This is a genomic window from Paraburkholderia piptadeniae (assembly GCF_900007165.1).
Classification (GTDB): Bacteria; Pseudomonadota; Gammaproteobacteria; order Burkholderiales; family Burkholderiaceae; genus Paraburkholderia; species Paraburkholderia piptadeniae.
This window is the reverse complement of record NZ_CYGY02000063.1, coordinates 103595-126884: the sequence shown is the minus strand read 5'-3', so window position 1 is coordinate 126884 and position 23290 is coordinate 103595. Positions and strand designations below refer to the sequence as shown.

Here is a 23290-nt window from a genome sequence, read left to right as displayed (position 1 = left end):
CACAGATCCGTACGTGAACCTCTCGGTTCATACGGCTCTTGTCATCCAGCCGACGGCAACACTCCCAGCGTCCAGTGATACAGCATCTCCGGCGCACGCTCGGCCATCCGCCTGAGCCAGTCCCTAGCCTTGGCACGACGCCGTTTAAACCGGCGGTATTTACGGGCCGCCCATTTCTCCAGAATGTCGTTGAGGTGGGCGATCACGCGCTTGCACTCGCTCATGTAGAACGCTGCGTAATAGTTCCACCAACCTCTCAAGGCCGGATTGACTCGCTCGGCAATGTCTTCGATCCCAGCATCCGTCCAACGACCGATCTTCCACTCCCGCATTTTGTCGCGGATGCGTTTCGCGGCCTTGCCGCTGAGGGCAGGACTGAAGCTGTTGAAGTATATGCCGCGCTTGCTTTTGGCCAGCCGACCACGGAAGGTGTATCCGAGAAAGTCGAAGCTCGTGTTGGGATAGTCGTTCTTGCGATTCCCATCCCGGCAGTACACGATCCTCGTCTTCTCAGGATGCAATTCCAGGCCAAGGCCTTCAGACGCGCACCGATTGCCTCCTGCAACCGTCTGGCTTCGGCTTCGCTTTTACAATGGACCAATCCATCGTCCGCATACCTCACGAACAACGTGCCCGGAAAGTGCCTCGCCATCCAGGTATCAAAGGCATAATGCATATAGAGATTAAAGAGTACCGGGCTGAGAACGCCGCCAACAACAGAGCAAACTGCCGCATAAAATGGAGCCTGCGCATTTCGAGGGAGTGCCTAGCGCCCTGGTCCAGAAGCTGTTCCAAGATTGACGTGGACCTCGTCCTTGAGACGGTCGCTCCCGCTAACAGGAAGGTGCGGTGATGACCCGAGGACGTAAAAAATGGCATGTACGTCTGGCCTTCGAGCCGAACCGCTATGCCCAGGAGCAGCTGCAAAAGGCGTACGAGCAGATCAGTCCGATCAAAGCACGCTCCACGGCGCAGCCGTCCGCGACGCGGCCTGCCGCGGCCAAGCAAGTGACCATCAAGCGAGGTAGACGATGAACAAAGCTGCGATGGTTGCGCTCTATGCGCGGGTATCCTCCGAACAGCAGAACAAACGCGGCACCATCGACAGCCAGATTGCCGCCCTGAAGGAGCGTCTTTCAGCGGACGGCGTGCAGATCGTCGAGGACATGTGTTTCGTTGACGCAGGCGTGAGCGGCGCGACGCTGATCAGGCCACAGCTGGAGCGACTGAGGGACTGTGCCGCGCTCGGTGCTATCGATCGTCTACATCCTGTCACCGGACCGCCTGGCGCGCAAATATGCGCACCAGGCGCTGCTGATGGAAGAGTTCACGGCCTGCGGCGTGCAGGTCGTATTCCTCAATCACGCAATCGGTACGACGCCGGAAGAGTCGCTGCTGTTGCAGATGCAGGGCATGATCGCGGAGTACGAGCGGGCGAAGATCGCCGAGCGTCACCGTCGTGGCAAGCTTCACGGCGCAAAACGCGGCAGCGTCAATGTACTGTCCGGGGCGCCCTATGGCTACCGCTACATCCGCCGGCAGCTGGACGGAACGCCGGCCCGCTACGTTATCGAACTGCCCCAGGCAGCAACAGTCCGGTCGATCTTCCAGTGGGTGGGGATGGACCGCTTGAGCATAGGCGAAGTGGTGCGCCGGCTTACGGAGGCGGGTACCGTGACGGCATCGGGCAAGCCGTTCTGGGACCGCAGTGTGGTATGGGGCATATTGCGCAATCCGGCGTACATGGGGCGGGCTGCGTTCGGCAAAACGCAGGTGCGTGATCACCTGGTACGCGTACGTGCCCAGCGCCATAGCGCCGATGTGCCCAGGAAACCCTATTCGACGGTGCGTGCGGACCGGCAGCAATGGATCGAAATTCCGGTGCCGGCCATCGTGAGTGAAGCGCTGTTCCATGCTGTTCAGGAGCAGCTTGCCGAGAACCGCAAGCTGGCACGTCAGCGTCGGGATAATGTGCCGCAACGCCTGCTGCAAGGGTTGACGGTTTGCGGCCAGTGCCGTTACGCCTACTACGCGAAGAAGGTGAGCAAAGCGGCGGCCAAGGGGCATCAGCGGGACTACGCTTATTACCGCTGCGTCGGAACCGACGCGTATCGTTTCGGCGGCAATCGCATCTGTGACAATCCGCAAGTGCGAACGGACAAGCTCGATGATCTGGTGTGGCAGCAGATCGTCGAATTACTAAGGCATCCAGAGCGACTGAAGAACGAATACGAGCGTCGGCTTGATATGATCGAGCGCGACGAGAAGAGTAGCTTCGACACGAGCAGCCTTGAAAAGCAGCGGACTCAGCTGGAAAAAGGCAAGTCGAGGTTGATCGACAGCTATGCCGACGGCATCATCGATAAGACCGACTTCGAGCCGAAGATGCAGCAACTGAAGAATCGGCTTGAGCAGATTGATCAGCAGATTCTGGAGTCGAGGCAACAAGGGGCCGTACAAAGCGAGCTGTTCCTGGTCATCAATCGGGTCGAGGAATTCGCGGGCGCCGTCACCGAAAAACTGGACACGATTGATCTTGAAACGAAGCGCAGGATCGTGTTGGGTTTGGTCAAACGCGTCGAAATCCACAAGGAGGAAATCGTGGTGGTGTTCAGGGTCGATCCGCAGCCGGGAGCATTCGCCAGCGAAAATTCGGATGATTCAGACGACGGAGCGAAAAGTATGCAACATTGTATGAGGCGTACTGACACCACCCTGCGGCGTGCCCTGCGTCCGCGATACCAATTCCTGCCCCCTCATCATGGGCGCCTTCAACCAGCGTTCCACGTACAGCTCCACCCATGTGCAACGGGCATGCTGCCGCACCGCTTTCAGCATGAGTTCGTGATCAACATGGTCGAACGCGCCTTTGATGTCGAATTCCAGCACCCAATCGTATTTCCAGCACCGCCCCCGGACAGCAGAAACTGCGTCCAGCGCCGACCTGGAAGGACGGTAAGCATAGGAATCCGGATGGAAGCAGGGCTCTACCTGCGCTTCAAGATAGTTGCGCACAACTACCTGGGCAACGCGGTCCGCCACGGTGGGGATCCCCAGTAACCGCTTGCGGTTCCTGTCATTGCCCTTCGGAATTTCCACGCCACGCACGGGCGGTGGGAAGTAGCTCCCTGAAGACATCCGGTTCCACAGCTTGTACAGATTGCGTCCAAGCCGCTCTTCAAATGCCTCGACGGTTTGCCCGTCCACACCATGCGCACCATGGTTCGCTTTCACCTGAAGCCATGCTGCCCACACAGACTGCTTCGATATTGCAAACGGTCTGGCTCGACTCATCGGCTCATCCCATTGTCTGGTTGGCCCACCAGTCTTGCCGGATGACGCATTCCCTTCGCTCCGCCCCCATTACGAGGTTTCACCGCTACTACGAAATGCTCCGTCCCTGTACCCCGCATCGGTACTCTCGCTTTCTTCGAGTCCTTCAAATCAAGCTTCTCCCTTCGCATCGAGATGACAGGTTCCTATGTTCCGTTCAATCGCCTGGAGTAACGTCACGCCGCCTTTATGCCGGTCGCCACCAAGCCAGTCATCAGGCTCCCGCTTGGTTTGTCCCAAGGTGCAGCGTGAACCTTGGTTTTGGCGACGAGTGGAAAAGCTAAACGACACCTCATCGACGGTTCGCTTGCGCTCGTCTCGTTATTCCATACCTGACGCATTCACTGCGCCTTTTGCTTCAACGCTCACCACCACGTCTCTTAAACGCAGCAGCTTGAAGTGGTTTGATGCCTTCTCCTGAAAGACGACATCGAGGGGCCTACCCTCATCGATCGAACAGCTTTCATAGCACACACGCCGCCGCTTTTTCTGCGATTTCCAGCTCCATCTGCAGGCGCTTGTTCTCCGCGCGCAGGCGCGACAGCTCCATCTGCTCCGGCGTGACGACCTTCGCCCCCGGGCCATTGAGCTTGCCGGCCTCGCAAGCCTTCAGCCAGTTGCGCACCGTCTGCGTCGACACGCCCAGTTCCCGGGCCACGGCGCTCACGCCTTGCCCGTCCTTAACTCGTTGCACGGCTGCTTCCTTGAACTCTGCCGTGTACACCTGGTTTGGGACCTTGAACATTTCTTCTTTCCTTCCTTTGGGTCGAGTTTATATGCGACCTGCTGGAAGGCGAAATTTCAGGGGAAGCTCAAACGTCACAAACCCGACTACTGAGCAGGATGTTGGCTTTGTAGTGTTCGTGACAAAAATAATAGCCACTGGATTGCCATCGCGCTTCATCAAACTCTGTCGCGCGCGCGTGAAAACCTGCATCTTTATGTTGGCACGATCGTTGCAAACCTTTGCCGCTGTAATGTCGGAGCTACCTCTTCCTAATCTGCCGAGAGATCCTCGATCGGTCTGCTTTTCAAAGCACTAGCACGCTTGTGTGATGCGATATCGAGCTGCCAAACATCCGGGGACGGGGGAAGTCTTTCAGTTTAGCTGCGGCGGGTGGGATTGGAATGATCACCTAATACGGTGGGTGCTCGTGAAAATCTTTTGAATATTTGCTTTATAAGTGAAACATCGCGCGCGCTGAGCGCGCTGAATTCAGCGCGTCCGGACGGTGGTTTGCGATTCATGGTGGCATCCAAAATGACTGAGTGGCTACGAGGCGGTCTTTAACGAAAGGTGGCTCGCAGCATTTTCGGGCCGCTCGGAGAGGGCACGGCGGTGCTTGCCAGAAAGAATTATTCACTCGGAGGCACGGTGGTTGAGAAACGCGAAGTTGCTGCAGCAACAAGATTTGGAAGCGATCACCCACAAGATCAGCAAGGATCAGTGCGTAGCTGTCGACGCCTTGTTGTTCTTTGAGAGCATACCGATTTTGGTTGGGCGCGCGACTGCGTAATTGCTCGGTCCGTTCGACTACCAAGACGGTATGGCAAAGCACAGCGTTCAGGGAGGCGGAAATTTGACAAGGTGGCCAACAGAAAGAGATGGTGGCTCCGAGTCGGTGAGTAGATATTTTTTCAAGTCAACAAGGAGCCGATATGAAACTATTCTACAAGGTAGTGGACGTCTTCACCTTCCGACGTTTTTTTGGCAACCCAGTTGCCGTCTTGCTAAATGCCGAGGGGCTGGCAGCCGACGAAATGCAACGCATCGCGAACTGGACCAATCTTTCCGAAACCACATTCGTACTTCCCCCCGAGACGGCCGAGGCGGACTACACCTTGCGTATATTTTCGCCGCGTAGTGAGCTTGCGTTTGCTGGACATCCGACGCTAGGTAGTGCCCACGCTATCCTGGAAGCTGGGCTTGCCACGTCGCGTCCAGGCGGTCGGTTGATTCAGCAATGCGATGCCGGCCTCATCCAATTGTCCGTCGGAAAGCGAGAAGCAGTGCCTGAGTTGTATTTCAGCCTTCCCCCAGCGCAGTTTCAACCGCTGGGCGAAGCAGATCTGACAGAGCTTGCACTGATTCTTGGCCGCAAAGTAGAGATTGAGTCCGCGCCTGCAATCGTTAATGTTGGCTTGAATTGGATTGTCGCACAGTTGAACGACGCGACTTCCGTCATCGACCTGCGGCCGGATTTCGCGAGGCTTGCGGCACTGGAGCGCCGTCTCGGCGTGGCGGGGTTGACTGTATTCGGAACCCACAAGCATGGAGAGGCCGCAATCGAAGTGCGCGCATTCGCGCCGTCCTCTGGTGTACTGGAGGATCCGGTGTGCGGAAGCGGCAACGGCAGTGTGGCAGCATTCCAGTGGGAACGCGGTTTGTTACCCTCGGAAGGCGTAGACTATGTTGCCGCGCAGGGGCGATGCGTCGGTCGAGACGGACGTGTCAGGGTGAGCGTGGATGTGAGGGGGAATATACGCGTTGGCGGCGCGTGCGTTACTTGTCTAGATGGCTGGCTGATGCGCTAGTAGCGCGGATTCGGAATTGGGTGAGTTTATAACCGATATGGCATACGTCTAAACGGATGTCTGCCAATCGAGCAATTTCAAGCGGTATGTCGGATGATGGGGTGCACGGGTTACCGCTCCACGATATAGGGGGGACGATGGCACGATATCATGCTGGCTGCGGTAGAGAGGTAAGCGATGCATGACGGTCGTCCATGAATAGGATGACCAGCCCAGCTATTCGACGCCGATCAAATCAAACTTTGGGCACCCAACTAGGCGACGTATTGAGCGGGTGTGGGAATAGCGGGCCGTCCAAGCGGCCGAACTTCCGATGGAGTTCAAGTGACAGTTTGCGAAGCAAACCTCCGAACCTGTGGGGCGGGCGCCTCGATCGCCCCGCAGATCGACATCAACGCCAATCATGGGTCAAGTGGTGTCGTCGATATTTCCACAATGCTTGCGGTTTTGAGGTTTTCGATGATATCGCGAAACCCCCGCCTTCTGACGCGCCGGAATGGGCTCCGTCGATTGACGGCGGAATCTGTGAGGTCGATTTTGACCGCGTGTGTCCGTGCATCAGTGATGAGGGATCGCCGTCGATATTGCGCTTACTGATACGTGAGGTTTCGGGTACGCCGGGGTGACGATTGATCATCGATCCTCTGCCGAAACCGCGCCTTCCGGATCGGGGCGATCGTGACTGAATTGGGCGGCGGATTTCAGGGCGCTGACAGCGACGTCAAAGCGGTTCGCCACGATAGTTTGTGCTGCGGAAACATCTTTGTCATTCGCGGAAAAATGACAAAGTAGCGTCGATCATTCAAAGACGGAGAGATTGGGTAGCATTGGACAAAATAGTAGAGCCTCGCGCGATAGGGGTGCGCGAGCGGAATAAAGTCAACACTCAGGCTAACATCTTGGACGCCGCGCGAATTCTCTTCGCGGAAAACGGCTATTCTGCGACTTCCATCGAAACGATCGCCTCTTCGGCGGGTCTGTCGGCTACTACCCTTTACAACCATTTTGATATGAAAGCGCAGATCCTCTTGGCAATAATCGCTCAATCGGATGCAGAAATGATGCAGTCGGAGCAACCAACTCGGCGGGCAAGAGATAATAAGGCTGATTATATCGCGGGTTTTCTGAGTCGGCTTACGCAGCATTCGCTGAAACGTATCGATCGTAGAACGTGACGATATGCGATCGCGTATTCCTTGATCAGTGGGAAGAACGAAGACATCAATGATCAATATCGCCAGATCAATGAGAATCTGCTGGCCTATCTGGTACCGATGCTCAAGGTACTAATCACGCGTGGGAAGCTTCCGCCCGTCAGTGAAACCCATGCATTGGGGCAGATAATATTCGACATGTGCCAATGCTGTTCATTTGTCTGATCTCGAGTGACAAGTTATCTGAACAGGATCATCAACAAGCGCTCCGTCGTTATGTTTCATATGCTATCGGTGCCGAAGTTGAGACCGAAAAATCTGCAGCGAAGCAGTTTTAATCGACTCTCCAAGGCTAACTATGTCGATTCCGTATCCTCAAACACGCCCGTCCTGGGCAGTGCAAAGCGTTGTCGCCCTCGCATACGCAGGACTCGGCTCCTTGCTGACCACGCCAGATGAACCTAAGCCTGGTTGTTTTGCATTTTTTGGTGTTCCGTTTGTAGGAATACGAATCAACGAAGTCGGTTGGCGTGGGCGGTCCAGACGGTTTGCGTCAGGGCTCTTTCGCGGTTGCGCCCTTATAGCGTGGACCTATGTCAATTCCGTCGAGACCAACGGGGTCTCCGATTCCGGCGATGTAGAGGTCAACCCGATGAGCTATGACATCGGCCTGTCCAACACCGAATCGGTGAATCGGTCATCAAGGCAGTCCTTAAGTGCGGTCACACGCCGGTGGTAGCTGGCGAGATTCACACCATCTCTGAAGCCACGATCCGTGCTTTCTCAGAGCATCACGACAAGAACATTGACGTCGTTAGGTTCGACGGCCACCCCGATCTGATGGATAACTACAAGGGGGATCGCCATTACTGCGGGTGTCCAATGCGCCCCTTGATCGAGAGTGGTCATATCGATCCGAAGAAGGTCGCATTCCTGGGGCTGCGCGGCTTCGCGAACGCAGCCGGCGGAATCAAGTACAGGCCGGGATCTGGGCGTGCGTTTTTATACAATGGAGGAGTTCTGTGAGCGCGGTCTCAAACCTGTCATGCAGGAAGCGATCGAGCGTGTGACCGACGGTACGGACCGCGTCTGCTGTACTTTCGACACGGATGTGCTCGACCATGCTGCCGCACTTGCAACGCAGTTTCCGGGGCCGCTAGGATTACCTGCGTACGACGCGATGAGGCTCGTGCAAGGCTTCGCGCAAGCCGGCGCTGGTGCGTTTATGGCGCGACGATCTGGATGAGAGGTTCTCATCTTGATTGCTGCGCGGTATGCGTTCGACATCACGGAATACGCACCTCTGATCGACGCGAATCGCAGTACCGGGAGCCTGCTTCCAACCCCGATGCATCGTCGTCGGTGCGAGTTGAGACACTCCCATGATGTTCGGGGTTTTTGCTGACCTGCAACGCGCCCCTCGGATGGATTTTGGGTGGGAGCGCAATCGAGTACCTTTTCAATAACGGAAGCCGAGGGTTTTCTCAAGGTGAAATTGGTTTGCCCTCGATCAAGCTCTACCACGGCATTCTATCCTATCCTGTGCTTGGCGGTAGTGGGTTCATCCGCTCATATTTTCTTCTGCAAGACTCCGACGTGTATCGAAAGAAGCCAAGTATCGTGTGTTGATACAGGCGATCGCGTGAGGAATTTTATACGATAAAGCAGATCGTAGAGTTTTTTCATAGTCAATCATGGTCTGGTGTCGATTATCAACTGATTTTCTTCGAACGAATGAGGTCGGTTCGATAATGCATGGCATGTCTTGTGTTGGTGGTGTTCGAAATGAGAGCGTCGGTGACTGGAGATGAGATCTAGGACTTTAAATGGCTGACGAACTCGCGTCGACTCGTTCATGCTCGATTCTGCGAATCTATGGGGGAGTTCACGGAGTAGGATCAAGCGCTTGTCGCATATGTCTGGAGAAGGTACGGTTGCCCGGTGACGTGTTGAGTTGCGTAGCCATGTCGGGATCGTGCCTATGCCTTATCGGACGACGGAATTGAGCAGTCTAGCAAGCTCTTCCGGGCACCGGCTTTGCCGGCGGTCGTGGCTTACAGCTTGGCGCCAACAAGCGCTCGCGCGAGCCGAAAGGGGAGTTTTCACTGGGTATTGAGTGGTAGTGCAAATTTAGTGGGGGGTGTATGGAAGCGTCAACAAATGAATTGCCGGGCAACGCTGGGCAGGCAAACTGGTCGAATTGGCACTGGCAGATGAAGAATTCGGTGACCACGCTGGAACAGCTCGCGAGGTGGATTCACGTCACGCATGCTGAACGCGATGCGATCGAATCCGTTAGAGGCAAGTATCTTTGGCGTATCACGCCATACTATGCCTCTCTCATGGATCCAGAGGATGCGGACTGTCCTGTGCGTCTTCAATCGGTCCCGTCCGCCGCGGAAATGCTGATATATCCGGGTGCCGGAATCGATCCGGTCTCCGATGCATCGTATCGCAAGACGAATCGAGTGATCCACAAGTATCCCGATCGCGTCGTGTTCCTCGTCACGTCGATGTGCCCCGTGTATTGTCGGCACTGCACGCGAAAATACCATACAACGGACGTTGCGGGCACCTACTTCGGGGAGAGTGAAGGCGTATCGATGGAGCCTGACTTTGACTATCTTGCTTCGCATGCGGAAATTCGCGACGTGCTATTGACGGGGGGTGATCCTCTCTCGTATAACGATCGGAAGCTAGAAGAGATCGTCTCGCGGCTTAGGATGATCCCTCACATTGAGATAATTCGTATTGGAAGCCGGTGTCCCGTTGTTTTACCGATGCGAATTACAGAGGAGTTGTGCCGGATGCTGGATAAGTATCAGCCAATCTGGTTTCAGACGCACTTCAATCATCCAAAGGAGATTACCAAAGAGGCTTCTGCTGCATGTGATCGACTGTTGCGGCACGGAATTCCGGTCCAAAATCAATCAGTCTTACTAAAGGGTGTGAACGATAGCGTCGAAATCATGCGGGCGCTCGTTACCGGACTTCTGCGCATCCGCGTCAGACCATACTACCTTTACCACTGCGACAATGTTACGGGTGTGTCGCACTTCATGACCACTCTCGAAAAAGGTCTCGAAGTAATTGACGGTCTGTTCGGACACACGACCGGCTTCGCGGTACCTGACTACATCATTACTACCGATCTTGGAAAAATCCCCGCCGGCCGCAGCTACGTCAGGCGATTGGACGACGGCTGCGAAATCCGAAATTACCTCGGGCAGACAGAGATCATCCAAAACCTTTAACTGGTACATACAGACGGGGCTTATGGCGCGGCTTCCATTCCTAGCCGCTCGCAATACGGAAACCGAAGCATCGTGCGCGGCGAACTGTACCGCATGGCCCTGTCGGCTGATGCTGCCACACACTTAGCCGAGGCACTGAAGCGCATTGCCGATATGCTCGACCGCGACTGGAATGCGATCGGCATGCATCGCGTGGAGTTACGTAAGCTTGCCATGGCTGATACGAAACCACAGGAGTGCTGCCACCGGTGCCGCGGAAAGCACTGCGCGGTACGCGTCGTCCACGCGCGGATGAGCGGCGTTTCAGGATTCAGCCCGCATTTGAAAATCCCTAACGACTTCCTTCCTTCGGTGCAACTCATGGTAGCCAACGTGCAAGACGCTCTCGTAGTCCGTTCAGCGGTGCTCGAAGATGCGGATTCCCTCAGCAGAGTCGCAATCGCGGCCGTGCCGTTTTCATGTCCACCCGATACGACCGAAGAAGCGTTGTCCGCGTTTGTAAGAGAAAACCTTCAGCCCGAACACTTCATTGAACACATGACGGCTTCGACGCGTACGCTGTTGGTTGCGGAGTGTGCCGGTCAGATTGCCGGCTTTTCGCTTCTATACGACGAGGACGTGCCGGATTGTGTGCCCGGCGCTAGCCCGATTGAGCTTCGACGCATCTATGTGCACGCGGACTATCACGGCGCTGGAGTTGGACCTGCCCTGATGGATGCGTCGATAGGGCATGCGCGGTCCCTGGGAAGAGACTCCATCTGGCTGGGTGTATCTGAGTCCAACGAACGCGCACAACGGTTTTATGCGAAGAACCGGTTTGTCAAGGTCGGCGAACACTTCTTCCAAGTTGGACATGAGCAACAGTTGGACTATCTACTCGCCAAGCGGGTTGATACGTCCATGTCACAAGTATCGGAGTGAGCAATGACCAGCGACTTTCCGCAACCGATGGCCGCACGTCTGGTGCCACGTTTCGCTGGTATCCCGACATTCATGCGTTTGCCACACGATACAAACCCAAGCAGTACCGAACCCAACAGGAGACAGACTGTAGTGGCAAGTGCCGAGGCGAACATCTGCCAATTTTCGGCGACGATTTGCCAGTTCATGATTGCTCCCCGTTGCTTATCGCGCCCCAGTGGCGGCGCCAGTGTGGTATTTTGTGGAAACGTGTTTCAATCCAAGCAGCGACAGCGGGCAGGAACCAAATAGATCAGCTGAGACCTTCGAGCAGTTTTCGATGTTCGGCTACATGGCCCACTTACAGCAAAACCGGTTCACCTCGCGGTCCTCAAATGAGAAGATAAATTTGGACAACTATGCATCTCGCTGCGTCATGCGCATGGCGTAGTTTTTCATGACTCTAGCACGTCATTGCAGTACTTGTTGTGCGAACAGCTTCCGCACCAAGAAATCGATCCACGGAGAAGATCCTCCCCAGCCAGTCTTATACCAGATTATCTCGGCCTTGATCAAAGATTTTTGCGCTTCGTCTGGTATTCCAGTGTGGAAGCCTGGGCGTCCTCCTATTGAATGGAAACTGATCACCAATCTGCCGGTTTGCTCTCGTGCCGCGGCAATCGAGAAGCTCTAGTGGTACGCGATGCGCTGGAAAATCGAGACCTTCCACAAAATCCTGAAATCGAGCTGCAAAGTGGAAGAATCCCGGCTTCGTACAGCGGATCGGCTAGCGGACCTGATTGCAGTTCTGCGTCCTAAGCTGGCGCATATTCTGACTCACAATGCTCGGCCGCTCGGCGCCGCAGGCCCGCGCAGAGCTCGCGTTCACACGCACCGAAATTGAACTGCTTGAACACGTCGTTCACGACACGTCGACACGTCTCACAATGCGCAGGCACCGCCGCTCGTGCGCAACGTGATAAGGCTCGTTCAGTTCGGCGGTTACCTTGCGCGCGCCAGCGACCCTCCGCCAAGCAATACCATGATGTGGCGCGGGATGCGACGTCTGACTGACATCCAGTTCGGCTATGAGCTCGCGTTGCTTGCAGGCAGATCAGGAGTCGAATGCATGGACTCAGTCGATGTCTCGAAAATGCACACCTGTCCTGTTCCAGCCGGGGCGTCCATGTTATAGGGCTACCACTACCCTGCTCGCAAACAGCGCCGACCCCATGAGGCAATATCCGACACCCACCCCTCGACACATCTGCGACGGATGCGTCTCGAATTCGGATAGCCGGTTGGTCGCGCGGCGCCAGCCGCCTCGACAGCTACGCCTGCGCCGACGGCATTGGGACATTCACGTGACCGGCCGCAACGATGCTCCGATCTTCGCCCGCAGGAACTCGAAAATCGTCGCAGAAGCACGAGCCCTCGCCTCTGGTTCGACGCCCGTGCCATGGCCGCCGTCGCGATGTTCCATGTACCAGACTTCGTCGTGCCCGAGAGCCTGCATCTTTGCAGCCATCTTGCGCGCGTGGCCGGGGTGCACACGATCGTCTGTCGACGACGAAGTGAAAAGAACGGGTGGATATGAAACATCTTTTTTCACATTTTGATACGGCGAGTAGCCCATCAATATTCGGTAGTGTTCCGGGTTATCTGGATTACCAAACTCGTCGACCCACAGCGCTCCCATCGATAGCAAGTTAAATCGCGACATGTCGAGTACCGGCACTTCCGAGATAACCGCGCCGAACAGCTCAGGACGCTGAATCATGCACGCTGCAGTCAACAAGCCACCGTCGCTTCCCCCTCTGATAGCCAGCCGTTCAGGGGTGGTGACTCCGGAGGAAATCAACGCCTGCGCAACAGCAGTGAAATCGTCGAAAGCCACCTGCCGCTTCTCACGTTGCGCCGCCCGATGCCACTCAGGGCCAAACTCCCCGCCACCCCGGATGCTGGCGATCGCATAAACGCCACCGGGTTCCAGCCACGAGAATCCCATCGTGCTCAAATAATGTGGACGGTCAACTCTGACTCGATAGCCGCCATATCCGTACAGCAGACAAGGCTGAGGGTTGCCTTCAAGATTGGACTCACGGCCAATCAGCCAATAAGGAATCTGCACGCCATCGGGCGCCGTGGCATGCCGTCGCAGTGCAACTAGTCCAGTTGAATCGAATCTCGGACGAAGCCGACGAAGCAGGCGCCAAGGGGCAGCTTCAGCGAGATCGGCGAAATACAGTGCCGGCGGCGTCAGAAAGTGGTCAAGGTAAATCAAGGCAGTATCGTCACGCGTCCAGTCGACAGCCGTCACCGATACCTCGCACCCCTCCGGCAACGAAAGCGCTCGCGCTTCCCACGTACTATCTGGCGAGGCCGGAGAGCGCCAGAGGGTTATGCGCGCCACGCTCTCGTTCCTGCAAGTGACCATCAGCAAATGCTTTGTGTACCGCACACCTGATAACACTTCCGTCTTCGACGGTACGAAAAGTACAGTGAAGTGGCGGTCGCCTTCGAGAAACGCATCACGGCGGATAACCAGCAAAGATCCTGCACTATATATCGTGGGATCGACATTCCAGTCGGTGCGCGGCGTGACGAGCAGCCATTCATTCCACTCGAAAATTCCAGCATCAGGCTGCACATCGAACCGCCGCCATTCGTTGGAACTCTCGTCGAGCCAATAGCGTTCCGCTTCAAAAAACGTGGTCGAGCGCGATGCGCGATGGCGAGCGTAAATCGGGTCGTAACGTGCTACCACAGCCAAATCGCCGGGCTCACATTCGAACACAATCGGTGCGTCTGCAATGTGGGTTCCGCGCGCCCATCTGCGCACCTGTCGTGGAAAGCCGGTGACGGTGACGGCCGGAGCCGCGTTTACCGCGCTGTCATCCCACTCCACATATACCGTATCACGATCGATCCACGTTACTTGGTGATGACCGGGTTCTGGCAATTGAAACCCGTCCTTCACAAAAGTGCGGGCTCCTACGTCGAACTCCCGCACAATGCAGGCATCGGAGCCGCTAGGCGAAAGGCGTACTAGCGCGCGATCATACGTCGGATAGATCAAGGTGAAGCTGGCTAGAACCCACCGCGTATCATCACCGTCCCGCTGGTTCAGGTCAAGCGCATCGATGTCCAGCACAGTCTCCCATCGTGGCTGACTCGCGACCCATGCGTCCCATGGTGTGCGCCGAATGAAGCCGAGAGGGTGCTGTTGGTCGTTCCAGATGTTATAGCCCCAGTCACCGTAGCGCGTGCATGTAGCGATGCGATCCTGGGCCAGCATGACGTCGGCAATCCGTTCGGTTAGCACGTCAGCGTGTGTCGTATTCCCATACATAGCCATGGTACGTGCGGTCTGCGCACATACCCATGAATCGACTGCTGGATTGCTGAGTTCCTCCAAACCGATATACGGGTCTGAAGCGGCGTCCAGTGGGGACCACATGATCTCGGATTGCGAAGCAAACATAGCTCTTCCGTTTGATTGAAAACGTTGTTCGGCAACCCCTTTCGGTGGGAGTTGGTTGGCTCGTCAAGCTGCTTATCGTTTAATAACTCGATGCGCTCAGATTAGGACAGTGTGCGGCGCCAGATGCGCCGACACCGAAGGCTTCGGGTCCACTTCTCAATATGGAAATGCACTGTATCGCGCATTGGGAAGCCTGTTGGCGGTGGACTAGCACTGCTTAGCATGCCACTATTTTGGCAGCCCAATCGCATATGCCCTTGATTGATATCAATGTGCGCGTCGAACTGCGGGCGTTTGAGCTTGCCCGAAAGCCCGTCTTCGAGCAGGTCTTGTGCTACTCGATCTGAAGGATGAGAAAGGACCGATAGTGGGACACGAACTAGGCTCTGTAGAAAAAGTCATGTTCTGCTAACTCGCGAGCCTCTTCCCGGCAGTGCCGAATCTTCTTTGGTGCACCCCGCCGATTATCGATGACTGAGGCTGACCCGGAATCAGGGCACCGCTCAGAATTGGAAATGTCCGGCTCCGTTGGATGGGCCGAATTCGCTCGACACGCTTGCTGGCGAGCTAATTCGGCCGGCGTCATCCACTGCAGTGCAGAATGGGGACGCGCCTCGTTATAGTACTCAGGCCAGACATCGATTTTGCACCTGGCATCTTCCAGCGACAAGAACCAGTGCGAGTTCGAGTTCAGGCACTCCTCGCGGAAGCGTCCATTGAACGACTCATTCTTTGCGTTATCGGTCGGCTTGCCGGGACGTGAGAAGTCTATTTCTACGCCGTTCTCGTATGCCCATCGGTCCAGCGCCTTCGAGATGAATTCGGACCCGTTGTCTGCGCTTGATAAAGCGCGGTAGTGGCCGATCTGATGTGATGCGATCCAGCGCGGCAACCACGTCTTCGCCTCTGAGCGAGGCCTTGACATCGATAGCCAGACACTCACGCGTGTAGTTATCAACGATCGTGAGCGTGCGCAAACGCGACCATCAAACAACGCGTCAGCTACTAATGGTATGGTCCACCCGCTTCTTCTATGGTAGTGGGCACTACCACCCCATGGAGGCTGCCATGAACTCGGTAACTTTAGGGATCGACCTCGGAAAGCGCTGGTTTCACGTCGTCGGCTGCGATGGTGGCGGCCGTGTCCTGCTGCGCGAGAAGTTTAGCCGCAGTCAGCTACTGCAGTTCATGGCGCAACATCAACCATGCCTTGTCGGAATCGAAACATGCTGCGGTTCGCAGTATCTGGCCCGCAAATTCCAGGGCTTCGGACACGAGGTCAGGCTTTTACCGGCACAGTACGTCAAGCCGTTCGTCAAGTCGCAGAAGAATGACTTCAACGACGCGCAGGCTATTGCCGAAGCTGTCAGACTTCCCACGATGCGGTTCGTGCCGCTCAAGACCGAGGAACAGATGGATGTTCAGGCGCTGCATCGTGCCCGCGAGCGGGTGCTCCAGCAGCGCCTGGCATTGACCAACCAGATTCGCGGACTGCTACTCGATCGCGGTATCGAGATCGCACAAGGATTCTATGCCCTGCGCACTACCTTGCCTGCGCTACTCGAGGACGACGACTCGGGCCTGACGCCCATGTTGCGTGATCTCGGACGCATGCTGCTCGATATGTGGAACCGTACGGAAGCAACAATCGACCAGATGAACAACCGGATAACGTGCATGTCTCGCGACAGCGAACTCTGCCGGCGTCTTCAGACCATTCCGGGCATCGGGGTCCTGCTGTCAACTGCGATCGTCTCCGCTGTCGGCGACGCGTCCGCTTTCAGGCGTGCCCGCGATCTCGCTGCCTGGGTTGGACTCGTGCCACAGCAGCATACAACCCGCGGCAAGCCACGTCTGCTGTGCATCACCAAGCGCGGGAACGGTTATCTGCGACGTCTCTTCGTGCAGGGTGCACGCGCGTTGTGGGTATGGAAAGACAAGCACCCCAACGATCCGGTCCAGCGGTGGCTGCTGCAGCTCGCCGAGCGTCGGCACATCCACATTGCGATCTGCGCACTGGCCAACAAGCTCGTACGCATTGCATGGGCTGTCATGCGCAGTGGTATCGAATTTCAGCACCGGTACCACATCTGAGCACCAGCGAGTGTCCCGATCATCATTACCTTCCGCAACCCGCGCAGCGAAACGGCATGGCGCAAACGACCACCCGTCGCTTCCCCAAACCCGTCTGGACTTCCGGCAGTCAACATGCCGCGCAACTAATCGGGATGGGAGCGTGCGACTACATCATGCAGGCCAGATCCGCCAGCAAGCGGATCACGACAGGCCGGATAGATAAACGCGAGTCGTCCACCGCCACCAGTCCGCGCTTGCGGTTTGCGGGTGGACCATAGAAAAATCCATACTCCAGATCTCGTTGACCGCGGTGACTGTCTGCTTCGGTTGTCGCGGTCTTGCTGACCTGTTTCGCCTGGGCCGCTTGTGTCGCAAGGACAAACCCTGCTCGCGATAGAGCCCGTAGACCCTTTTTGTGGTTATCGCGCCAGCCTTCCCGGCGCAACATCACGTCTGACTGGTCCAGAATCCCGGGTCAGCCTCATTTTCGGAGAAGAAGACGAACATGAAGAAGCGCTTTGAAAAAGCGCCGGCCCTTGAATGCGGGTAGCCGACCGATCGTGATCGTATAGACGCAATGAAGGCGACGCCATGCTTTCCCCAGAGCACAAATGTGACTGTGTCCATAAAGGATGTTCGCGTTGAGCATGGCCGTCTACAACCTGGTACGCACGCGCTCACCGGGACAGGTCTTCCCGTAGTGGCAGCAATCGTGGTAATGAGGCGAAAACAGGTCTCAATCCGTCGAAAAAGAATCTGGGTTTGAGTACAAACTTCGCAATGGAAAATTGCGACGATAGCAGCATAGAGCGAGGAACGTTGCTTCTGGAAAGGTGTATTTTCACATCCTTTTAGTTTAGTTAGCAGGACGGTACGACACCTGATGTTGCCACTGACAACTCAGCATATAGTTGTCTCCGCCCTCGACGATTGGATTTTCCTCGCGCGAGAAGGTCTGCAAGAAATCATCCAACGAGGCGCCAGAAGTCGCGAAGGATGGAGCCAGTGGCGGCCGTTGCGCGGCAACCGCGATGCAGGGTGAAAACCAATGGTTACCGTGAAGCGCCTCAGCGCTGCTTGTAGCATGTATGACAGATGTGGGCGGTTTGTAGCGGACGTGACATCGCAAACTTGATAAGTCACAATTTGCAAAAACTGTAACAGTGCGGTGTAGCTGGCGTTTCCGACAATATCCCACGATTGGTACAGAAAGTGCCCGAGAGCATTAGCAATGAGTGATGCCCACGAGGGGATATTTTCAAATTTAGCTATCTAGACTGCGCGCGTTACTAGTCGCGAAGAATACTTGAACGTGTCAACTTTCGCCACCCTTCTTCTACGGAACAGGTGGCGTCGACAAGGTCCAAGAATGCGCTTGCGGTGCTGAGGGACGGTGGGAAGAAAGTCATCATCATTCAGTGTATCTCGAATGCGGAACATCGACGGGATCGAAAGGCAAATCAACGGACAGGGAAGTACGTTGCCGGACAACCAGTCACAAGTCGGGAAGACCATAACTGAGCCGACTGCCTGACGAATGCCGAACTACGGATATCGCGCAGCGTCCCGATTGCGGAGTGTCGCGACGACTTGCACTGAACGTGAGCTATGAGCAAAGGACGGACGAGGCGGAACATGGAGGTAGCCACTCGTGATCTGCAGAGATAGTGTTTTCGAACGCCCTGTTGCGACCGACCGACTGAATCTTAGCTGAGGAGTGAGAGATGTTTAGCCGCACCTTGATGCGCAAGCTTGAGGACTTTGAAAATCCCCGAATCGTCGAGTTGAATAGCGACCTATATGGAGCGAGCTTTTTTCTTATGAAGCTGCTACCAGCGCGGTTTATGCTTGAGCGAGCCGTAGAGGAGGGCTTTCTTAGACCCGGAGGCACCATTTGTGAGTCGTCTTCCGGCAGCTTTGGTCTCGCATTAGCCATGCTTGCTGCACGGCACGGTTACAAACTTGTTTTGGTTAGCGATTGGACATTAGATCGGCATCTTCGGAGGCGCCTGGTCCAACTCGGCGTACGCTTGGATATTGTCGACAAACCTGCGCGCAGTGGTGGGCTTCAGCAGGCCCGCTTGAACCGGCTCGCCCAGCATTTAAAGGAGATGCCCGGCAGCTTTTGGCCCTCCCAATATTCAAACCTAGCTAATCCTCTAGCTTACGGTAAATTCGCCGAATTACTGATTGAGAGGCTGGGAGAAATTGATTGCTTGGTGGGCCCGGTCGGATCAGGAGGATCCATGTGCGGGACGACACGCGTTCTCAGAGCCTCGTTCCCCGAACTGCATGCGATCGGTGTTGATACACCAAATTCGGTGTTGTTTGGTCAGCCTAGTGGAAAGCTTGTAAGATTAGCTGGTCTAGGAGGGGAGATCGTTCCCTCCAACGTCGATCATAGAGAATTCGACGAAATTCATTGGCTGACTCCCGTTGAAGCGTTTCACTCAACTCACCAACTGCATAGGAATCGAGGACTATTTATGGGGCCCGCCAGCGGTGCCGCCTACAGAGTGGCCAACTGGTGGTCAAGTAAGCATCCGAGAAAAAAGGTTGTTGCTATCTTTCCCGATGAGGGTCACCGCTACGGCGAAACAGTTTACGACGACGCCTGGCTCAAGTCATTTGCTGGGTGGCCTGATGCAGTTCGTCGAGAACCCGTGGCCGTAGAGACGCCTACGGAAAGCTTGAAGGGCTGGTCGTGCTATACATGGGGAAGGCGGACACTGGAGCAGGTCCTTTCTAGTCTTCTCGCTCCTGTATCGACAAGTTTGATCGAAACGCGGCTGCAGCCTTTGACTCAGCATCCGGTCGAACCTAGTCCGAAACAACGAACTGAGCCGGGCGAATCTTCGAAAGGCGACGTCAGTCCAACGCTGATTGCCTTGTCCCATTCCGATGGTGCACTTGTTAGCCATCTAGAATTGGACCATGATCAGGCGCAGTTCGTGGATCCCTTGTACGTGGTATTTTCTGAGTTGCGCAATAGCTCGAATCCGAATCTGGAGCACCCTTTCTCGGTTGCGATCCGGGACGAAATCGTTGGGTTTTTCGTCCTTCGTGAAAAAGCTGCTCTGCCCGAATGGGCACCGCCAGATGCTATTACTCTTCACAGCCTTCGTATAGCTCGATCACGTCAAGGCAATGGGTACGGTAAGGCGGCACTTCATCTAGCCAAACAATGGGTCAAGTCGAATAGATTAAGCGTCAATCGACTCATGCTCGGTGTTAATACGCGCAATCGCAAAGCTAGGCGACTCTATAAACAAACGAATTTTCTTGAAACAGGTGCTAGTTACTGTGGTCCGCATGGAATGCAGGATATACTTGAATGCGAAATAGACTCTCGAAACTGAACTGCCTAACGAACGCGGATACTCTTTCGAGGAAGTTTTGGAAATTTTTAAACGACGAGAACGAACGGTCCACGATCAAGGATTGTTGTGGGGGCCATGCCGGACGAGTGAGAGTCGCGGCCTGCCGCAATGCGGATGTTTCGTGACTTCGAAATGGGAGTAGTGGCGTGAAGGCCCTTCACCCTTCAACTTATAATAGTATGTCGATGGGGGTGTATATGCCCCTGTCGTTCAGAGAGCGATCGACCGTAGTTGTCCACGATGCAGTGCACGTCGAGGTCGGCCGGCACCGCCTTGTCAATTTCGCGCAGAAACGACCGGAATTCCTGATGCCGGTGACGCGGTTTGCAGGTGGCGAGTACGCGCCGTTGAGTACGTTCAGGGCGGCGAACAGCGTGGTAGTGCCATGACGAACGTAATCGTGGGTGACGCCTTCGACGTATCCGAAACCCATCGGCAGCATGGGTTGCGTACGCTCGAGCGCCTGACATTGGCTCTTCTCGTCTACGCACAAGACCAGGGCGTTCTCCGGCGGGCTCAGGTAAAGGCCGACCACGTCGCGCAATTTCTCGATGAAAAACTGATCGGTCGAGAGCTTGAAGCTTTCGCTGCGATGCGGTTGCAGACCCAACAGCTTGAAGTAACAGTGCACACTGGTCGGCGAGATAGCTGTTTCGGCGGCAATCGTCCGTACGCTCCAGTGCGTGGAGCCATCGGCGGCCCTGGTGTGCAGGGTCTTGTGAATCAGCTGAGCCACCCGCTCATCGTCGATCGTGCGCGGCTTGCCGGGGCGCACTTGGTCATAGAGTCCGTTGATGCGCGATCCAGAAACCGAAGACGCCACTTGTCCACCGTAGCGCGCGTGAGTTGCAGGCGCTGCGCGATCGCACTGTTGGGCTCTCCGTCAGCCGCAGCCAGCACGATGCGCGCCCGCTTGACCAGCGCAGCCAAAATCGAGCGAGAACGTGTGATCGATATCAGTTGCGAGCGCTCGTCTTCGTTCAGCACCAGTTCCGCCTTAGGTCGTCCCATCGACGTGCTGATGTCTCCCGTTCCACTGACGCCAACATGCTACACGAACATAGATCAGTTAACAATGGAACGGAGCACTAGGAACAGGACTCGAAGGAAGTGCTCGTGAAGAAAGAGCGCCCGATGGGGCACAATGCGCTGCTTGCCGGGGCGCAGCGGCTTATGAGGTCGGCAAATAAAAGCGCCTCGCGCAACGCCAGTCCGTCAGGCACGCTACGGATTGGTGGCGCAGCCAAGTTGCTGGATAAGGGTGCCCCGCTTTAGAGCAGGTCCTTCGGTATGCTGAGGCTTTTCGAACGGGCAAGAACGTACATCTCGCCAAGCTCATCAAACAATGAACCCTCGAGGCCGATAACGTCTCCTTTGAGCTTTGGATTGGGTTCGACGGACACTATGCGCCATTCCATGCGTAGGGTCTGCCCTACTAGCACGGCTTTGCGGAACTGGAACTCGAACTCCAGACCAAGACCCGCCCTGCGCTCCGTCAGGAAGGTTGCAACCATGCCCATCATCAGCGCCGAATATTGCGTGCCACTGACGACGAGCTTGCCGAATCTGGTTGCTTTGGCAAACACGTCGTCGTGATGCAAGAGACTGTGGTCTCCGGCAAGTGTCGCAAACCGCCGTACGGAATCAACATCGAACGTAACCAGTTGCGATGTGGTTTCGCCTACTTTATAGCTAGAGTCTGGCATGCAATGGCTCCACGAACTGTCTGGATTGGAGGTCAATAATTGCTGTGGTCAAACATCAGAGCAGCGACATGAGATCGCTTATGGTGCCTCTGCCGGAAGGGAATCCATGTAGCAACGAAAGAAGGTCACCGGCGCTTTCGTTCAGTTTCGTATCTTGCGTGTGTCTGACGCATTTAATAAACTTCTGATCGATTTCCTCCAGACTCATGGGGTTCTTGGGATTGCCCTTGGGGTAATCGATCGAGTCCTTCAGGCTCGAGCCATCTCTGAGATGAATATCGATCTTAATTCTCCCATGGGCTCCCAGCTTGGGGTCTTCGCATTCTGGATCGTGCAGCGATTGCACTTTCCGGCTAACCGCCAGTACGTCTGCGCGGCATATGGCTTCTTCGGTGAAGTCATTTATGAACAGGTCTCCCGTCAGCAGCGCCGTTGCAATGTTGTACGCGACGCTGAATCGCGCCTCCACTACGCTCGACGGAGTCTGTTTCCCCTCGACTGGCAAACATACGAGGTCCCGTATCTGCTGGTTTGTTCTGATCTCAATACGATCAATCTCGTCCGCGTGCCACGTCTTCTGACCAGCGAGCGATCGGGCAAGTGCTACGGCTGACGTATTTGGACGGCACGTCGGATAGGGTTTGAAGGCGATATGGTCAACGTTCCTGAAGTCCCTTCCAAGGTTGTCTTCGATGACATTGAGATTTGAGCCTGGCTCAAACGCAGAATAGTAGCCCCATCGCCCTGTCAGAAACTGATTCGCTCCGCTCAATCCGGCAGCGGCAAGTAGAACGGCTTTGACTGCATGCGATGCCACGAGACCCTGCTGGTAAAAAACCGCGGACGCGCCGTCGATCATACATTGTGTTTCGCCGAGGGCCGATGTGTAGGCGAGTCCCATCGCATTGACAAGAGCCCGCGCGTCCAGTCCAAAAAGTTTGCCGGCTGCCGCGGTAGCCGCGATTACCTTGCTGAGGTCATAGCGACCGCTTTCCAGAAGCGTTTCGCGGCGAGCTTTTCCGAACCGAACAGACAAATCCTGTCCTACCGCGTACGCCACCAGAAAATCGAGCCCGCTGATCGGCTTTTCGGTCAGTTCGGCCACGGCGAGCAAAGGAGGGAAAATCGCCACGCTCGGATGCATCCCTAGCGAATCGACCACATCATCGAAGTCGAATACTCGCGAAGCCGCGCCATTGAGCAGGGCGGCCGATGGCGCAGGCAAGGCGCGTTGACGCCCGAGCGTACGGCATTGCCCTTCACCGCCCCATTGCTCGACCACATCGGCAAGCAGCCGCACCTCCGGCTCTGATGATCCCGCGAGTGTTACGCCCAGAATGTCGATCAGTGATTTTTGGGCGACCTGCACGGCCGGCTTACCGACGCTTTCCGGCGTCGCGTCAATAACATGTCTTGCAATGTGCATTTCGAGAGTCACTGGTGTCCTCCAACCGTTGAATGCAATGTA

At 55.8% G+C, this 23290-nt stretch carries 13 protein-coding genes and 6 pseudogenes; 9 read left to right on the top strand and 10 right to left on the bottom strand.

Annotated elements, in window-relative coordinates; genetic code table 11:
* Positions 1 to 41: 41 nt before the first annotated feature.
* A complete protein-coding gene (locus tag BN2476_RS48630; protein WP_143811084.1) occupies positions 42 to 497 on the bottom strand; it encodes a group II intron maturase-specific domain-containing protein in 456 nt (151 codons plus the stop codon).
* A gap of 47 nt (positions 498 to 544) precedes the next feature.
* Positions 545 to 733, bottom strand: a pseudogene (locus BN2476_RS49765) (reverse transcriptase domain-containing protein); the annotation flags it as partial.
* A 298-nt stretch (positions 734 to 1031) separates the two neighbouring features.
* Between BN2476_RS49765 and BN2476_RS48620 the strand changes: the two are divergent.
* Positions 1032 to 2130 (top strand): annotated as a pseudogene (locus BN2476_RS48620) (recombinase family protein); the annotation flags it as partial.
* 531 nt (positions 2131 to 2661) lie between these two features.
* Here the strand turns inward: BN2476_RS48620 and BN2476_RS30600 are convergent.
* Both BN2476_RS30600 and BN2476_RS30595 read right to left on the bottom strand, forming a co-directional pair.
* Positions 2662 to 3138 (bottom strand): reverse transcriptase domain-containing protein, encoded by a 477-nt coding sequence (locus BN2476_RS30600; RefSeq protein WP_227746899.1) that lies wholly within the window; start codon positions 3136 to 3138, stop codon positions 2662 to 2664.
* Between the two features lie 676 nt (positions 3139 to 3814).
* A pseudogene (locus BN2476_RS30595) lies at positions 3815 to 4078 on the bottom strand (transposase); the annotation flags it as partial.
* Between the two features lie 914 nt (positions 4079 to 4992).
* On the opposite strand from BN2476_RS30595, the gene BN2476_RS30590 reads away from it, so the two are divergent.
* The 6 genes from BN2476_RS30590 to BN2476_RS30560 all read left to right on the top strand — a co-directional run bounded on the left by BN2476_RS30590 (position 4993) and on the right by BN2476_RS30560 (position 11197).
* Positions 4993 to 5868: a PhzF family phenazine biosynthesis protein gene (locus tag BN2476_RS30590; protein WP_087737939.1), complete on the top strand. Its 876-nt coding sequence runs from the start codon at positions 4993 to 4995 to the stop codon at positions 5866 to 5868.
* A gap of 827 nt (positions 5869 to 6695) precedes the next feature.
* The gene (locus BN2476_RS30585) at positions 6696 to 7043 is read left to right on the top strand and encodes a helix-turn-helix domain-containing protein (RefSeq protein WP_160111789.1); all 348 of its coding nucleotides are present in this window, start codon (positions 6696 to 6698) and stop codon (positions 7041 to 7043) included.
* A 663-nt stretch (positions 7044 to 7706) separates the two neighbouring features.
* Positions 7707 to 8048 carry an arginase family protein gene (locus BN2476_RS49760; protein ID WP_369122657.1) on the top strand — a complete coding sequence of 114 codons (342 nt, stop codon included), beginning with the start codon at positions 7707 to 7709 and terminating at the stop codon, positions 8046 to 8048.
* Complete coding sequence (locus BN2476_RS49755; RefSeq protein ID WP_369122656.1) at positions 7930 to 8268, top strand: arginase family protein; 339 nt, start codon at positions 7930 to 7932, stop codon at positions 8266 to 8268. Before BN2476_RS49760 ends, BN2476_RS49755 begins: the two co-directional genes overlap by 119 nt.
* A gap of 898 nt (positions 8269 to 9166) precedes the next feature.
* On the top strand, positions 9167 to 10276 hold the full coding sequence (gene blsG, locus BN2476_RS30565; protein WP_087737934.1) for an arginine 2,3-aminomutase: 1110 nt from the start codon (positions 9167 to 9169) through the stop codon (positions 10274 to 10276).
* 72 nt (positions 10277 to 10348) lie between these two features.
* Positions 10349 to 11197 carry a GNAT family N-acetyltransferase gene (locus BN2476_RS30560; RefSeq protein WP_143811083.1) on the top strand — a complete coding sequence of 283 codons (849 nt, stop codon included), beginning with the start codon at positions 10349 to 10351 and terminating at the stop codon, positions 11195 to 11197.
* 1339 nt (positions 11198 to 12536) lie between these two features.
* Here BN2476_RS30560 and BN2476_RS30545 read toward each other — a convergent pair.
* Positions 12537 to 14660, bottom strand: coding sequence for a prolyl oligopeptidase family serine peptidase (locus BN2476_RS30545; RefSeq protein WP_087737931.1), 2124 nt, complete (start codon positions 14658 to 14660; stop codon positions 12537 to 12539).
* A 508-nt stretch (positions 14661 to 15168) separates the two neighbouring features.
* A pseudogene (locus BN2476_RS30540) lies at positions 15169 to 15672 on the bottom strand (integrase core domain-containing protein); the annotation flags it as partial.
* Positions 15673 to 15728: 56 nt separating this feature from the next.
* Here BN2476_RS30540 and BN2476_RS30535 point away from each other — a divergent pair.
* Entirely contained in the window at positions 15729 to 16754 is a 1026-nt protein-coding gene (locus BN2476_RS30535) for an IS110 family RNA-guided transposase (protein ID WP_087737958.1), read from the top strand.
* A 261-nt stretch (positions 16755 to 17015) separates the two neighbouring features.
* Here BN2476_RS30535 and BN2476_RS45810 read toward each other — a convergent pair.
* Positions 17016 to 17187, bottom strand: a pseudogene (locus BN2476_RS45810) (IS3 family transposase); the annotation flags it as partial.
* Between the two features lie 1273 nt (positions 17188 to 18460).
* On the opposite strand from BN2476_RS45810, the gene BN2476_RS30530 reads away from it, so the two are divergent.
* Complete coding sequence (locus tag BN2476_RS30530) at positions 18461 to 20095, top strand: GNAT family N-acetyltransferase (RefSeq protein ID WP_087737930.1); 1635 nt, start codon at positions 18461 to 18463, stop codon at positions 20093 to 20095.
* Positions 20096 to 20304: 209 nt separating this feature from the next.
* Here BN2476_RS30530 and BN2476_RS30525 read toward each other — a convergent pair.
* The 3 genes and pseudogenes from BN2476_RS30525 to BN2476_RS30515 all read right to left on the bottom strand — a co-directional run.
* Positions 20305 to 21127, bottom strand: a pseudogene (locus tag BN2476_RS30525) (IS630 family transposase); the annotation flags it as partial.
* Between the two features lie 260 nt (positions 21128 to 21387).
* Positions 21388 to 21822 carry a MaoC family dehydratase gene (locus BN2476_RS30520; protein ID WP_087737929.1) on the bottom strand — a complete coding sequence of 145 codons (435 nt, stop codon included), beginning with the start codon at positions 21820 to 21822 and terminating at the stop codon, positions 21388 to 21390.
* A gap of 55 nt (positions 21823 to 21877) precedes the next feature.
* The gene (locus BN2476_RS30515; RefSeq protein WP_235851031.1) at positions 21878 to 23260 is read right to left on the bottom strand and encodes an MmgE/PrpD family protein; all 1383 of its coding nucleotides are present in this window, start codon (positions 23258 to 23260) and stop codon (positions 21878 to 21880) included.
* Between the last annotated feature and the right edge of the window lie 30 nt (positions 23261 to 23290).

What these genes read in the sequence shown, in the direction of transcription:
- BN2476_RS30530 (WP_087737930.1), top strand. Translation starts at nt 18,461, where the DNA reads ATGTTTAGCCGCACCTTGATGCGCAAGCTTGAGGACTTTGAAAATCCC.
- BN2476_RS30590 (WP_087737939.1), top strand. Translation starts at nt 4,993, where the DNA reads ATGAAACTATTCTACAAGGTAGTGGACGTCTTCACCTTCCGACGTTTT.
- blsG (WP_087737934.1), top strand. Translation starts at nt 9,167, where the DNA reads ATGGAAGCGTCAACAAATGAATTGCCGGGCAACGCTGGGCAGGCAAAC.
- BN2476_RS30600 (WP_227746899.1), bottom strand. Translation starts at nt 3,138, where the DNA reads ATGTCTTCAGGGAGCTACTTCCCACCGCCCGTGCGTGGCGTGGAAATT.
- BN2476_RS30535 (WP_087737958.1), top strand. Translation starts at nt 15,729, where the DNA reads ATGAACTCGGTAACTTTAGGGATCGACCTCGGAAAGCGCTGGTTTCAC.
- BN2476_RS30545 (WP_087737931.1), bottom strand. Translation starts at nt 14,660, where the DNA reads ATGTTTGCTTCGCAATCCGAGATCATGTGGTCCCCACTGGACGCCGCT.
- BN2476_RS30520 (WP_087737929.1), bottom strand. Translation starts at nt 21,822, where the DNA reads ATGCCAGACTCTAGCTATAAAGTAGGCGAAACCACATCGCAACTGGTT.